General features: G+C 63.1%; 11 protein-coding genes. 10 read left to right on the top strand and 1 reads right to left on the bottom strand.

The features are described 5' to 3' along the window. Positions 1 to 44: 44 nt before the first annotated feature. The 4 genes from ABB34_RS01570 (at position 45) to ppnN (ending at position 6,323) form a co-directional block, all read left to right on the top strand. On the top strand, positions 45 to 797 hold the full coding sequence (locus ABB34_RS01570) for an SDR family NAD(P)-dependent oxidoreductase (protein ID WP_057639481.1): 753 nt from the start codon (positions 45 to 47) through the stop codon (positions 795 to 797). Next, entirely contained in the window at positions 794 to 1,387 is a 594-nt protein-coding gene (locus tag ABB34_RS01565; protein ID WP_057639480.1) for a YhgN family NAAT transporter, read from the top strand. The genes ABB34_RS01570 and ABB34_RS01565 overlap by 4 nt, the downstream gene beginning before the upstream one ends. 215 nt (positions 1,388 to 1,602) lie before the next feature. Further along, positions 1,603 to 4,818, top strand: a complete 3,216-nt coding sequence (locus ABB34_RS01560) for a TonB-dependent receptor (protein ID WP_057639479.1) — start codon at positions 1,603 to 1,605, stop codon at positions 4,816 to 4,818. A gap of 113 nt (positions 4,819 to 4,931) precedes the next feature. Continuing rightward, the gene (gene ppnN, locus ABB34_RS01555) at positions 4,932 to 6,323 is read left to right on the top strand and encodes a nucleotide 5'-monophosphate nucleosidase PpnN (RefSeq protein ID WP_425478913.1); all 1,392 of its coding nucleotides are present in this window, start codon (positions 4,932 to 4,934) and stop codon (positions 6,321 to 6,323) included. A gap of 82 nt (positions 6,324 to 6,405) precedes the next feature. Here ppnN and ABB34_RS01550 read toward each other — a convergent pair whose 3' ends face one another. Then, entirely contained in the window at positions 6,406 to 7,449 is a 1,044-nt protein-coding gene (locus ABB34_RS01550) for a sensor histidine kinase (protein ID WP_057639477.1), read from the bottom strand. Positions 7,450 to 7,561: 112 nt separating this feature from the next. Between ABB34_RS01550 and ABB34_RS01545 the strand changes: the two genes are divergently transcribed. The 6 genes from ABB34_RS01545 to ABB34_RS01520 all read left to right on the top strand — a co-directional run bounded on the left by ABB34_RS01545 (position 7,562) and on the right by ABB34_RS01520 (position 14,025). Beyond that, positions 7,562 to 8,083: a GspH/FimT family pseudopilin gene (locus ABB34_RS01545; protein ID WP_057639483.1), complete on the top strand. Its 522-nt coding sequence runs from the start codon at positions 7,562 to 7,564 to the stop codon at positions 8,081 to 8,083. Positions 8,084 to 8,161: 78 nt separating this feature from the next. Further along, positions 8,162 to 8,617, top strand: coding sequence for a type IV pilus modification protein PilV (pilV, locus tag ABB34_RS01540; RefSeq protein WP_057639476.1), 456 nt, complete (start codon positions 8,162 to 8,164; stop codon positions 8,615 to 8,617). After that, positions 8,614 to 9,621, top strand: coding sequence for a prepilin-type N-terminal cleavage/methylation domain-containing protein (locus ABB34_RS01535; RefSeq protein WP_057639475.1), 1,008 nt, complete (start codon positions 8,614 to 8,616; stop codon positions 9,619 to 9,621). Before pilV ends, ABB34_RS01535 begins: the two co-directional genes overlap by 4 nt. Continuing rightward, entirely contained in the window at positions 9,618 to 10,145 is a 528-nt protein-coding gene (locus ABB34_RS01530; protein WP_057639474.1) for a pilus assembly PilX family protein, read from the top strand. Before ABB34_RS01535 ends, ABB34_RS01530 begins: the two co-directional genes overlap by 4 nt. Before the next feature lie 80 nt (positions 10,146 to 10,225). After that, positions 10,226 to 13,600, top strand: a complete 3,375-nt coding sequence (locus tag ABB34_RS15590) for a pilus assembly protein (RefSeq protein WP_245625381.1) — start codon at positions 10,226 to 10,228, stop codon at positions 13,598 to 13,600. Positions 13,601 to 13,605: 5 nt separating this feature from the next. Beyond that, the gene (locus ABB34_RS01520) at positions 13,606 to 14,025 is read left to right on the top strand and encodes a type IV pilin protein (RefSeq protein WP_057639473.1); all 420 of its coding nucleotides are present in this window, start codon (positions 13,606 to 13,608) and stop codon (positions 14,023 to 14,025) included. The last annotated feature ends 189 nt before the right edge of the window (positions 14,026 to 14,214 follow it).

Below are 14,214 nucleotides of genomic sequence, written 5' to 3'. Positions count from 1 at the left end.
GAGTCGGGCGAGCTCAAGCGCATCGTCGCCGAGGCGGGGCAGGCATGAGCGCGCAGCCGACGATGCAGGACGCCCCGCCGGCCGGGGCGCTGGACGGGCGGGTGGTGCTGGTGACCGGCGCCGCCGGTGGCCTGGGCGCCGCCGCCACCCGTGCCTGCGCTGCCGCCGGCGCCACGGTGGTGCTGCTCGGGCGCAAGATCGCCAAGCTCAACCGCGTCTACGACAGCGCGGCGCAGCTCGGCCCCGAGCCGCTGCTGTACCCGCTGGATCTGGAAGGTGCCGGCCCGGACGATTACGCCACGCTGGCCGAACGGCTGGAGGGCGAGGTCGGCCGGCTGGACGGCCTGCTGCACTGCGCCGCCGATTTTGCCGGCCTGACGCCGTTCGAGCTGGGCGACCCGGCGGCGTTCGCCCGCGCCATCCACGTCAACCTCACCGCCCGCGCCTGGCTCACCCAGGCCTGCCTGCCGCTGTTGCGCCGGCGCGAGGACGCGGCCGTGGTGTTCGCCCTCGACGACCCGCAACGGGTCGGGCAGGCCTACTGGGGCGGTTATGGCGTTGCCCAGCACGGGCTGCGGGGCCTGATCGACACGCTGCACCATGAACTGCGCAACAGCCCGGTGCGGGTCAGTGGCGTGCAGCCGGGGCCGATGCGCACCCACCTGCGCGCGCGCGCCTATACCCACGAGAACGACTTCGCGCCGGTCGAACCGGCCACCTATGCCGAGGCCTGCGTGCAGTTGCTGTCTGCCGGGGGCGCCGCCTGGCGTGGGCAGGTCCGGGGCCTGCTGGCGTGACCGTTCTTTCCGCCGCGCTGCTGTTGTTCCTGATCCTCGACCCGCTGGGCAACATCCCGGTGTTCCTCAGCCTGCTCAAGCCGTTGCCAGCCGGGCGCCAGCGCGTGGTGCTGGTGCGCGAGCTGCTGATCGCGCTGGCGGTGCTGATGGGCTTTTTGTGGTTCGGCAAGTACGCGCTGGAGGCGATGCACCTGCGCCAGGAGTCGGTGGCCATCGCCGGCGGCATCGTGCTGTTCCTGATCGGTATCCGCATGATCTTCCCCAGGCCGGAAGGGCTGATGGGCGCGGTGCCGGACGGGGAGCCGTTCATCGTGCCGATGGCGATCCCGCTGATCGCCGGGCCGTCGGGCATGGCCGCGGTCATGCTGATGGGCAGCAACGAGCCGGGCCGGCTGGGCGAATGGAGCCTGGCGCTGCTGCTGGCCTGGGGCGCCACGGCGGCGATCCTGATGTCGGCCACGTTGCTCTACAAGCTGCTGGGCGCCCGTGCGCTGACCGCGCTGGAGCGGCTGATGGGCATGCTGTTGGTGGCCATCTCGGTGCAGATGCTGCTCGATGGTGTCGGCACCTATCTGGCGTCGCTGCCGTAAGTCATTGATTCGGAAAAGTGCTTTTTATTGCATCGTGGGAAGACGGTCATGCTCCCGTCATATTCGTCACCTAACGTGTTAATCTGATGTTAACCGTTGCGACCGAAACCGCTGACGGAAGGCACCTCAGATTCAAGCCGATCAGGCGCCCGGTTGATCCCGGGGCTGATGGATCGCGTTTTTTTCCAATCGCCAACTCGTAATCGAGGCTACCCATGAATCATCCCCGTATCCGGATGTCCAAGCTCGCCCTTGGTCTTGTCGCGGCCCTTGCGGCCGCCCCCGCCTTTGCCCAGAGCACCTCTGCCGGCGTCGGCGGCCTTGTCACCAACAACGGCGGTTCGCCGGTGGCCGGTGCCGAAGTCACCATCACCCACACCGAGTCGGGCACGGTCAGCCGCGCCACGACCGATGCCTCGGGCCGCTACAACGCGCGCGGCCTGCGCGTGGGTGGCCCGTACACCATCACCATCACCAAGCCGGGCGAGGGCACCAGGACCGAAGACGGCGTGTACCTTTCGCTGAACCAGGTCAACACCGTCAATGCGGCGCTGGCAGGCGACATCACCTCGCTGGAAGGCGTGACCGTGGTTGCCGCCGCCGTCCCGAACGTCTTCAGCTCGGACAACAAGGGCGTGGGTACCTCGGTCGATGGCCGCAAGCTGGAGCTGGCCCCGAAGGGCAGCCGCTCGCTCGACGACGTTGCTCGCCTCGATCCGCGCGTCACGGTGACCGACCAGGCCACCGGCGCGATCTCGGTTGCGGGCGTCAACAACCGCTACAACAGCATCTCCGTGGACGGCCTGTCGCAGGGCGACCCGTTCGGCCTGAACGCCAACGGCATGCCGTACACCGGTTCGCCGATCTCGGTGGACACCATTGCCGCCTATGACATCAAGGTCAGCGATTTCGATGTCTCGCAGGACGTCGTCGGCGCGGCGGTCAATGCCGTCACTAAATCGGGCACCAACGAATTCCATGGTTCGGTGTACTACGTCTACAAGGACGCCAAGGACATGGTCGGTTCGCGCGATGGCAAGGACTACTCGGCCTTCGACAAGGACACCACCAAGGGCTTCACCCTGGGTGGCCCGATCCTGAAGGACCGCCTGTTCTTCTTCGGTTCGTACGAAGAGCAGAAGATCACCAACTTCGGCGGCGCCGCGTCGTCGGACGGCTTCACCAACGGGATCGTCTCGCAGGCCGACATCAACGAAGTCATCGACATCGCCAAGAACGTCTGGGGCTTCGATCCGGGTACCTACGGTGCGGCCGGCGTCAACCTGGAAACCAAGCGTTACCTGGGCAAGATCGACTGGAACATCAGCGACTACCACCGCGCCAGCCTGACCTACCAGCAGACCGAAGAATCGCTGCCGCAGCCGTATGACAGCAATGCCAACTCGGTGATCCTGACCAGCCGCTGGTTCCAGAAGAACAGCACCACCAAGAACACCTCGCTGCAGCTGTTCAGCGACTGGACCGAGAATTTCTCGACCGAAGCCAAGGTCAGCTACCAGAAGTTCGAGCAGATCGCCGGTGCCTCGCAGAACCTGCCGACCATCAACGTCGGCCTCGCCGGCAGCTCGTCCGGCGCCGGCAACGGCGTGCGCCTGGGCGAAGACCGCAACCGCCACGAAAATGCGATCGAGACCAAGAAGATCACGGCCTCGATCTTCGGCACCTACTACGCAGGCGACCACACCATCAAGGGTGGCTTCGACTACCAGGATACCGACGCTCTGAACCTGTACGGCCGCGACCTGCATGGCGTGTACACGTTCGACAGCATCGAGGACTTCCGTACCGGCAACTACTACCGCTACGACGTGCGTCGCCCGATCGGCGGGTTCAGCGAGGCCGATACCGCCGCAGCCATCAAGTTCAGCCAGATCAGCCCGTTCCTGCAGGATACCTGGCAGGTCAACAACAATCTGTCGATGACCTACGGCGTGCGCGTGAACATTCCGAAGGCCGATGCCGCGCCGCCGGCGAAGCCGGGCTTCGAGGAAGCCTTCGGTTTCCCGAACAACTACAAGCTGGGCAGCAGCAACAAGGTCGTGCTGCCGCGCTTCTCGTTCAACTACACCTTCGACGGTGAGCGTTACTCGCAGCTGCGGGGCGGCATCGGCCTGTTCCAGAGCGTCCCGCCGTTCGTGTGGCTGGCCAACCCGTACCAGAACAACGGCATGACCTCGACCTCGTTCTGCGCCTCGCGGGCCGACGTCGACATCCGCAACTGCGTCAAGAACAACGGGGAATACCCGTTCAGCCCGGATGCGTTCGACCAGCCGTTCCCCGACAATGCAACCGCCTCGGGCACCGCCCAGATGGACAGCATCGACCCGGACTTCAAGCTGCCGACCGTGTGGAAGGTGAGCCTGGGCTATGACCAGGAACTGCCGTGGTGGGGCCTGGTGGGTACCGTGGAAGTCCAGTACCTGAAGAACAAGGATGCGGTGTTCTACAATGCGTTGAACATCGGCGAGGCCCAAGGCCAGCTGGCCGACGGCCGCGACAGCTACTGGTGCACCCCGGGCAACACCAAGAACTGCGGCGCCAAGCCGGGTTTCGCCACCAACTCGACCGTGTTGACCAACTCCGACAAGGGCGCCTCCACCGCGGTGACCTTCTCGCTGGACAAGCCGATGTCCAACGGCTGGTACGGCAACCTGTCCTATACCTACACCAAGGCCACGGAAGTGGGCTCGGATACCAGCTCGCAGGCCTGGTCCAGCTACCAGTACGTGTCGCGCCTGAACCCGAACGAGGAATTCGCCGGCACCGCCACCCGCGAAATCCGCAATTCGGTCAAGCTGTCGCTGGGTTGGGAACATGCGTTCTTCGGCAACTACAAGACCAGCTTCACCGGCTTCTACAACGGTCATGACGGCCTGCCGTACACCTGGATCGTCGATGGCGACCCGAATGGCGACGGCATCTACCAGGATCCGGCGTACATCCCGCTGCTGAATGATTCCAAGGTCAGCTACGTCAACGGTTCGCGTGACGCCACCGCCGAGGAAATCGCCAAGTTCCAGGCCCGCATCGATGCCGATCCGTACCTGGCCTCCCGCCGCGGCACCATCGCCAACCGCAATGGCGCCCGGAATCCGTGGGTGAACCAGTTCGACGTGGCCATCCAGCAGGAGCTGCCGGGCTTCTTCCGGGAGCACAAGTCGATCCTGCGCCTGGATATCTACAACTTCCTGAACATGCTCAACAAGGATTGGGGCATCACCCAGAACGTTGGCGGCTTCGATACCCGTTATCTGGCCGGCCTGAGCGCGGTCAATCCGGATGGTACCTACGTGTACAACCTGGAAAAGAACGCGCCGCAGAACCTGGTCGACTACGACTACAACTCCGGCTACCCGTCCCGCGTGGTTTCGCGCTGGTCGGCCATGCTGACCCTGCGTTACGAGTTCTGATGCCTTGACGGATCAGCGCTGAACCTGAAAACGGCCGGGGCAACCCGGCCGTTTTCCTTTTCATGGGGGCAGCGCTACATTCGACCAGTTGTGAACCGGAAACGATCATGGAAATGAAGAGCAAAGAAGAAACGGCAGCGAGGGCGCTGCCGGTACAGGATGCGCGGATCTACCCGCGCGGCGGGCTGGACGTGCTGTCGCGGGCGGAAGTCGCGCGGCTGCGGGACGCTTCCAGCGGCGGTATGCATGAACTGCTGCGGCGTTGCGCGCTGGCGGTATTGACCAGCGGCAGCGCCTCGGACGACCCGCGTGCCGCGCGCGACCTCTACCCGGATTTCGACATCCAGGTCGCCCAGCAGGACCGCGGCGTCCGCATCGACCTGAGCAATGCGCCGGCGGTTGCCTTCGTCGATGGCGAGATCATCCGCGGTATCTCGGAGCTGCTGTTCTCGGTGGTGCGGGACCTGGCCTACATGGCCATCGAGCTGGGCCCGGAATACGCCTCGGACCTGGAGACTTCGGAAGGCATTACCAACGCCGTGTTCGGCGTGCTGCGCAACGCGCGCATCCTGCAGCCCAGCGAACCGAACCTCGTGGTGTGCTGGGGCGGGCATTCGATTTCGCGCGACGAATACCTCTACACCAAGCAGGTCGGCTACGAGCTGGGCCTGCGTGGCCTGGACATCTGCACCGGCTGCGGCCCGGGTGCGATGAAGGGGCCGATGAAGGGCGCCACCATCGCCCATGCCAAGCAGCGCAAGGCCAACACCCGCTACATCGGCATCACCGAACCGGGCATCATCGCCGCCGAGTCGCCGAACCCGATCGTCAACCACCTGGTGATCATGCCGGACATCGAGAAGCGCCTGGAGGCATTCGTGCGCATGGGCCACGGCATCATCGTGTTCCCCGGTGGCGTCGGCACGGCCGAGGAAATCCTGTACCTGCTGGGCATCCTGCTGCGCGAGGAGAACAAGGCGCTGCCGTTCCCGCTGATCCTCAGCGGCCCGGCCATCGCCGCGCCGTACTTCGAGCAGATCGACCGCTTCATCCGCCTGACCCTCGGCGAGCAGGCTGCCAGCCGCTACGAGATCATCATCGGCGACCCGGTGACGGTGGCGCGCAGGATGACGCAGGGCATCAAGCGCGTGCGCGAGTACCGGCTGGCGCACAAGGATTCGTTCTTCTTCAACTGGTCGGTGGATATTCCCGCGGACTACCAGCAGCCGTTCGTGCCCAGCCACGAGGCAATGGAGGCGCTGGACCTGCACCACGGCCGCCCGGCCCCGGAACTAGCCGCCGACCTGCGCCGCGCGTTCTCCGGCATCGTCGCCGGCAACGTCAAGGAAGATGGCATGCGCCGCATCGAGGAATTCGGCCCGTTCAAGATCCACGGCGACCCGGACATGATGCAGGCGCTGGATGGGCTGCTGTGCGCCTTTGTCGAGCAGCGCCGGATGAAGATTTCCGGCGAGTATCGCCCCTGTTACCAGGTGGTGACCTGAGGGAACGGGCAACCCGTAGGAGCGCAGCTTGCTGCGCGATGGGCTTCACCGGGAAAGTTTCATCGCGCAGCAAGCTGCGCTCCTACCGCGCTTCGTGGTGAGTGACGAACGTGATGGTCGCCTGATATCGCCCATCATCGGCGCATGTTTCCACGCGCCCCCCCATTGCTGCCACGCGCTCGCGCACCGCGCGCAGGCCCACGCCATGCCCGGCACGCATGGATGTGGGGGAGGGGGGTAGGTCATTGCTCACGCTGACCTGCACCTGGGTGGCATCGGATTCCACGGCGATACGCAGCAGGCAGCTTGTGGTGGAGGGTTCCACGCCGTGATGGATGGCGTTCTCGACCAGCGGCTGGATCGACAGCATGGGTACCGGCAGGTCGGGCAGCGCCTCCGGCAATGCCCATTCGACACGCATGCGCGGGCCGAAGCGGAGCTGCTCGATCTCGGCATGGCGACGTGCCAGCAGCAGCTCTTCATGCAGGGGAATCAGGCTGGGTCCCGCCAGTGCGGCGCGGAACAGGTCGGCCAGGTCCAGCAGCAACTGCTCGGCCTTTTCCGGTTGCTCGTGTACCAGCGCGGCGCCAGTGTTCAGCGTATTGAACAGGAAGTGGGGGTGGATGCGCGCCTGCAGTGCCTCCAGCTCCGCCTGCTTGGCCTGTATGGCCAGTTGTCGCGCATTCCAGTAATTGCGGAAGATCGTCACGCCGATCAAGCCTACGGCCAAGGCAATGCCGCTGAACTGGAGCCACAGGGCGCGCCAGGCTTCATGAGGCAACATCAGTTGCTGGTGCAGCAGCAGCCATACCAGCGAGCACACGCCGCTGGTGGTCACCAGCAGGGTGGCAAGCGTGAAATAGGCCACGCCCAGTGGACGTAGCTTGCCCAGTGAATGGCGCAGCACGGCAAGTACACCCAGGGTCAGCAGGCTGATCCACTGGATCAACAGGGAGGTCAGGCCGAAGTGCACCCAACGGCTTCCCCCAATGCCGGGGGCGAGCGCCAGAATCACCGCCAGCAACTCGCCGGCCAGCACGATGGAAATGAGGCTGGATGGCTGCCACAACACTTCCAGAGGAAGGCGCGTGCGCTCAATCGTGCGGGCGTCGATGGGCAGGGGCATGAGGTATGTGGGCCGTTGGTGGCTGGAATGCTGCCGCCTGTCGGCATGTGCTGGCGATTGCGTCAGGGATTTCATTAGCGTACAGCGATCGAAACGGTGGATGGGGAATGCCATGCTGGGGATGAAAGGCGGCGCCGGGCGGGCGCGCGGCTTCACTTTGCTGGAGCTGATGGTGACCGTGGCGGTACTGGCCATCCTGATGGCCATTGCCGTGCCCAATTTTTCCGCACTCATCAATCGCGACCGTTTGACTTCCCAGGCCAATGAATTGGTGGCGGTCATCCAATATGCGCGTTCCGAGGCGGTGCGCCTGAATGGCCGGGTGACCCTGTGCCCGTCTGCCGATGGTGCCGCCTGCTCCGGCAGCGACTGGTCCCGGTCCATCGTGTTGGCTGCCCGGAACAACGAGGTTCTCAGGCAGTTCTCGGGCAATGGCAAGGCGGCGATCAGTGCGGATGTGGACGACGTCACCTTCAGTGCCGATGGGCTGGCCCGTGACGGCAGCGGCTTGCTGGCCACGGCGAATGTCACGGTCTGCATCGACACGACTCGCCCACCCGACAACCAACGGGTGGTGCAACTGGCCAGCGGCTCCCGGGTGTCCATCCAGCAGGCGTCAGGCGCCTGTCCATAACGGCTGAACGAGGTGGTTCAGGTGAAACAGAATTTTCGCAGGCGCAGGCTGTACCGCCGCCCGGTAAATGGGCGGGGCATGAGCCTCATCGAAGTCATGATCGCGGTATTGGTAATGGCCATCGGATTACTGGGCATTGCCGCCATGCAGACAGTAGCGCTGCGCAACAGCCAAGGGTCGTTGGAACGTAGTCAGGCGGTCATCTCGGCCTATGCGGCGCTTGAGGCCATGCGTGCCAATCGTGATGCGGCGTTGGCCGGTGCATACAATACCGGTGATTTCATCTGTACCGGTCCGGGTACGGGTTCGCTTGCTGCTGCCGACACTACCGCCTGGATCAATGGCTGGCGGACCGCACTGGGTCTGGATGCCTCGGACAATACGTCGGGCTGCGGCAGCATCACCTGCAATGCGGCCACGGGCGTCTGTGAAATCGGCCTGCGCTGGGATGAAAGCCATGCCACCGACGCGGCTGCCGGGCAAAGGGTGGCTGGTGATACGGCAAGAATCTTCCGTACCAAGGTGCAGCTATGACGGCCAAGAGCATCCGGCGCAAGCGTGCGCGTCCGCAGGCGGGCTTCAGCCTGATCGAATTGATGGTTTCCATGTTGATAGGCTTGCTGGTAGTGGGAGCCGCCGTTGGCATTTTCCTTTCCAACCGGCAGGTCTATCGCGCCACCGAGGGCGTGGGGCGGTTGCAGGAGGGAACGCGCGTCGCCTTCGAGTTGATGTCACGTGATTTGCGTGAGGCCGCCGGCAACCCCTGCGTCAACAACCTGCCCATTGCCAACGTGCTCAACAACTCCGGTGGCAACTGGTGGAGCAACATCAATTCCTGGGCAGATGCTTTCCGGGGTTATGGCACCGGCGAGACGGCGGCTGGATTGACCACCGGCACCGGTACCGGCCAGCGGGTCGCAGGTACCGAGGCCCTGCAGTTGTTCAGTGCCGATGACAACGTGGTTACCATCAGCGCGCACAATGTCGCGGGGGCAACCTTTACCGTCAACAGCAGCGACCATGGTATTGCTGCCGGTGACCTGGCCCTTGTCTGCAACGGCAAGCAGGCCTCCATCTTCCAGGTGTCGTCGGCCAGCGGCAGCAATATTCAACATGCGGCCACCGGCACGCCCGGCAACTCCACCATCAACCTCAACGTCAGTGGCGACAAGTTCGATTACAGCCCCGCCGCCACGGCAGGCAGTGAATCGGTATCGATGCTGACCCGGCTGCGTGCCTCGCGTTGGTTCATAGGCAATGGCGGCAATGGGCCTTCGTTGTACCAGCAGGTGGCTACTGCCAATGGCACTGTTGCGGCACAGGAAGTGGCCGAGGGCGTGTCCAACCTGAGTGTCCTGTATCTGGTCGATGGCCAGAGCACCTATCAGAGCGCCGCAGCGATAGGGGGGAACTGGGGCAATATCACTTCTGCGCGCATCACCCTTACCCTGGTTGGCAATGACCGCGTTGGTCCCAATGGCCAAACCATCCAGCGCCAGTTGATCCACGTCGTCAGTCTGCGGAACCGCAATCCATGAATACCATTCGTTTCCTCAGGCGACAGCAGGGTGCCTCGTTGCTCGTCGTGCTGATCCTGCTGCTGTTGATGACGGTGATGGGCCTGGCGGTGCTGCGGGGGACCACGATGGAGGAGCGCATGACCGCCAACCTCTATGACCGCAGCCTCGGTTTCCAGGCCGTCGAGTCGGCGTTGCGGCAAGGTGAAGCCCTTGCCAGGGCAACGGCGGTTGCCGCGGTACCTTCCAGTGGTTGCAGCGATGGCGTGTGCAGCCTGCCGGACCCCACGGCTGCGGATCGATGGCTGGACAGCGGTTTCAACGGCTGGCGCAGTGCAGCCAACGATCTTGCCGACAGCAATACCCCGATGCCGAGCGCGAGATACATCGTCGAATACATGGGCATGACCCCGACCTGGCCGGCCTGCGACCGCAATGTGCCGGTCGATCCCTTGTGCCTGGCCCCGCGTTTCCGCATCACCGCCATTTCGGATGACGACGGTCGTTCTGCCGTGCTGCTCCAGACCACCTACAACGTCCAGTGAGGAAACCTGCCATGCGCATGCCTCCATCCCAAAATTCATCGTCCGCGTCGCGTCGTCGTGGGGTCCAGCGTGCTTTGCCCATGCTGGCGGCCTTTGGCATCACGCTGATGGTGTCACCGGCAAACGCCGGTATTACCCTGCCGACCGAGCCCTTGACCACCGGCGCGCGGGTGCCGCCAAACGTCCTGTTCATCATCGATGATTCCGGCTCGATGGCGTTCGACGGCATGCCGTCGGACAACGCCAGTGCCTGGAGCAATCAGACCTACGTGAACAATACGGTCTATTACAACCCCAACCGCACCTATACCCCCTGGCTCAATGCCGATGGTACGCAAATGACCGGGGGCACCAGCTACAACGCGGTCTATGGTGATTTCAATCTTGCCTCGGGCAATACCATCGATCTCGCCAATGGCAGCAGTTGCCGGAGGTACAACAAGAACAACAACGAAACCTCCGGTGAAATGACCGGCAACAGCGGTACCCAGGTCTGCGGCGGTACCCAGACCTTCTATGTGCCGATCAATGCCGGCACCACCAGTGTGACCAACCAGAACCAGGTCTATCGCTACCAGATCCATACCGATGGCCGGATCGTGCGTTCGAGCTATGGTACGCGCACGACTGGTTTGGCCAACCGGGGATGTGGCACGGGTGCAACGGCTTGGGGGAGTTGCGAGTACGCCACGCCAACCGGTCGCAGCGAAGCGGAAGAGCGGGCCAATTATGCGATCTGGTTTTCCTACCACCGCACGCGCATGAAGTCGGCCAAGGCAGGGGCCGGCTATGCATTCAACGAGTTGGGAAGCAACGTGCGCGTTGGCTTCCGCACCATCTGGGGACGCAATGGTGCGACGACCAGCGGCAACTGGCCGACCCAGTCGGTGCCGATTCCCGTTGGAAGCAATGAAGGGTTGTTCGATGACCCCAAGGGAGCCAATGGTGACAACAACAACCGTACACGCTGGTACCAGCGCCTGTATGGCACCATCGGCTACAACGGCACTCCCCTGCACAAGGCACTCGATGATGCCGGCAAGTATTTTTCTTCCAACGCGACCACCGGCCCCTATGGCCCTGGCGTGGTCAGTGATCAATTGTCGTGCCGGCAGAACTTCACCATCCTGACCACCGATGGCTACTGGAACAATCTCGACATCAATATCGGTGAGCAGGACAACAGCAGCGGTTCCACCATCACCGGGCCGAATGGCAGTTACACCTACCAGCCGAGCGCCCCGTATGCCGGTAGCGATTCCAATACCCTGGCAGATGTGGCCATGCGTTATTGGAAAAGTGATTTGCGCGATGATCTGGAAAACAATGTGCCTGCGAGCGAGCGGAATCCCGCATTCTGGCAGCACATGGTGACCTTTGGCATATCGCTGGGTTTGGCCGGTACCACCGGCTATAGTTCGGTGGCGGCGGTGCCGGCCAATTTCAACAAATGGCCGAATCCGATGGACAAGGAGGACAGTGACCGCATCGATGACCTGTTGCATGCGGCGGTCAATGGGCATGGTGACTTCGTTTCGGCTGCTGATCCGGAAGCTTTCGTTGCCGGCCTGACGTCGGCGCTGGCGGTGATTACCGAGCGGACCGGGTCGTTCTCCAACATCAGTGCAAATTCGGCCGCGCTTTCCACCGGTTCGAGCCTGTTCCAGGCCAGTTATGTTTCCGGTGTCTGGACGGGTGAAGTGGCGGCCTATCCGGTAACCAGTGCCGGTGCAGGCAGTACGCCATCGTGGCGCGCATCGCAGCAAATCCCCACCACCAACCGCAAGCTGTTCACCAGCGATGGCACGCAGTTGCTGGCATTTCCCGGCTCGGCCACGTCCACGCAACTTGCCGCATTGACGCGTACCGGCGGTGCCAGCAATTATCCGGTGACGGGAGCGGACAATGCCGCCTATCTGGCGGGCACGCGTACCCTGGAGGTCAAGGAAGGCGGTACGTTGCGTAATCGCAACCACCTGCTGGGGGACGTGGTGGGCTCCTCGCCGGCCTATGTGGCAGACACCAAGACGTTGTACGTGGGAGCCAATGACGGCATGTTGCATGCTTTCAATGCCGAAACCGGTGCCGAACTGTTTGGCTTCATCCCGAACGGTATCGATTGGAGTGGCCTGGGTACCTTGAGCCGTCCGGATTACACCCATCGCTATTTCGTCGATGGGCCGATTGTCGTGTCGACCAAGGCGCAGACGCCGGGCAAGAATGTTCTGGTCGGTGCGCTGGGCAAAGGGGGCAAGGGAATGTTTGCCCTGGATGTCACCACGCCATCGAGTCCCGGGTTCAAGTGGGAGGTGGGGGCCACGGATGCCGACATGGGCCTGGTGCAAAGCCCGCCGATCATCGCCAAGCTCAACGACGGCACTACCGCATTGGTTGTCAGCAATGGCCTCAACAGCAGCAATGGCCATGCCGTGCTGCTCATCTACAACCTGGACACCGGTGCGTTGCTCAAGAAGATCGACACCGGCAGGGGATCGGCCGTGCTGGACGATGCCGATTCCAATGGTCTTTCCGCCCCCTCCGGCTGGGATGCGGACGGGAACGGTACGCTGGACTACATCTATGCCGGTGACATGCTGGGCAATGTATGGAAGTTCGACCTGAGCGCGGCGGCGCCTGCGGCCTGGGGTGTCGCCAACAGCAATCAACCCATCTTCTCGGCAACCTATACCGCGTCCAATGGCACGGTGGTGCGCCAGCCAATCACCGGTGGGCTGATCCTGGCCATGCATCCGACTACCTACAAAACCTGGCTGTTTTTCGGTACCGGTCGCCTGATGACTTCTGGTGACATGGAAAACAAGGATGTGCAGAGCATGTATGGTTTCGTTGACGATGGCAGCACGCTGGTGCGCAGTGGCGCCAACGCCAACCTGACCCAGCGCAGCGTGATGGTGTCCGGCACCTACGACGGCAAACCGGTGCGCGCTTTCGAAAGCAACTCCGAACTACCGGCGTCATCCAAGGGCTGGTACCTGGATCTGCTGACTCCGCCAAGCAATCTGACCGAAGGCGAGCGTATCGTGAGCAATGCCCAATTGCTGGGAGGCGGGAAGCAGACGGTACTGGTGACCAGCAGTGTCATTCCAACGGCCAGCGCCTGCCAGTCGGATGGCAGGGGTTACATCAATGCACTTGATGCATTTACCGGCACCAGCCTCAGCGCGCCGTTCCTCGATACCAACAAGGATGGAAGCTTTGCCGACGACGTGTTGACTACCCCCGATGGGCAGAAGGTGGCCATCGGCTCCGTGGACCTGGGGGTGGGCATGTCCACCTTGCCGAACCTGATGTCCGGTGATGGCAGTGATGGTTCCGGCAATACCCCCGGCATGATGTGCGTGACGGGCTCCAACGGCCAGGTGGTATGTGTGCCATATGACGACGTCCGCAACATGGGCCGGGTCTCCTGGCGCGAAATCAAGAGGGGAGGCTGAATCGCATGAGGTCGATCAATCATATGCAGCGGAAAGGCGGGCAGGCAGGCTTTACCTTGATCGAGATAATGATCGTGGTGGTCATCATCGCGGTCCTGGCCTCGATTGCCTATCCCAGCTACCAGCGGCACGTCATCAAATCCCGGCGTGCCGCGGTGGAGGCATGCCTGCAACAGCATGCACAGCTCATGGAGCGCCATTACACGACCAACCTCACCTATGTGGGGGCGGCCGCTCCCTCGTGCGAGGCCAATCTGACCAAGTTCTATGCCGTGGGTTTCGATGGGGCAGTGGCTGCACGCAGCTACACGATTCGTGCCGTGCCCACCAGCAGCCAGCCGGATTCAAGTTGCGGGACTTTGACCCTGAATGCCCAGGGCGTGCGCACCAAGAGCGGCTCGGGCACTGTCGCCGAGTGTTGGTAGCCGTCCCGGCTCGCGGGGCAGAATTTCCTGTCCCGCGAATCTGGCATGGGTCCTGCAGACATCACCGGGCCGCATGATTCCCGGAGAACGAAAAAGGGCTTGCGAATAATCGCAAGCCCTTGATGTTTTGGCGCCCGAAGTTGGACTCGAACCACTGACTCTCTGATAAACATCTCCGAGCCCACAAAA

Source organism: Stenotrophomonas daejeonensis (genome assembly GCF_001431505.1).
GTDB lineage: Bacteria > Pseudomonadota > Gammaproteobacteria > Xanthomonadales > Xanthomonadaceae > Stenotrophomonas > Stenotrophomonas daejeonensis.
Note: the sequence above shows the minus strand (reverse complement) of the source record. Positions and strands in the feature narration are given on the sequence as shown.

Bases quoted from the DNA above. Each gene is read 5' to 3' on its own strand.
- ABB34_RS01560 (WP_057639479.1), top strand. From the start codon at position 1,603: ATGAATCATCCCCGTATCCGGATGTCCAAGCTCGCCCTTGGTCTTGTC.
- ABB34_RS01570 (WP_057639481.1), top strand. From the start codon at position 45: ATGAGCGCGCAGCCGACGATGCAGGACGCCCCGCCGGCCGGGGCGCTG.
- pilV (WP_057639476.1), top strand. From the start codon at position 8,162: ATGAGCCTCATCGAAGTCATGATCGCGGTATTGGTAATGGCCATCGGA.
- ABB34_RS01530 (WP_057639474.1), top strand. From the start codon at position 9,618: ATGAATACCATTCGTTTCCTCAGGCGACAGCAGGGTGCCTCGTTGCTC.
- ABB34_RS01545 (WP_057639483.1), top strand. From the start codon at position 7,562: ATGCTGGGGATGAAAGGCGGCGCCGGGCGGGCGCGCGGCTTCACTTTG.
- ABB34_RS01520 (WP_057639473.1), top strand. From the start codon at position 13,606: ATGAGGTCGATCAATCATATGCAGCGGAAAGGCGGGCAGGCAGGCTTT.
- ABB34_RS01550 (WP_057639477.1), bottom strand. From the start codon at position 7,449: ATGCCCCTGCCCATCGACGCCCGCACGATTGAGCGCACGCGCCTTCCT.
- ABB34_RS01535 (WP_057639475.1), top strand. From the start codon at position 8,614: ATGACGGCCAAGAGCATCCGGCGCAAGCGTGCGCGTCCGCAGGCGGGC.
- ABB34_RS15590 (WP_245625381.1), top strand. From the start codon at position 10,226: ATGCTGGCGGCCTTTGGCATCACGCTGATGGTGTCACCGGCAAACGCC.
- ppnN (WP_425478913.1), top strand. From the start codon at position 4,932: ATGAAGAGCAAAGAAGAAACGGCAGCGAGGGCGCTGCCGGTACAGGAT.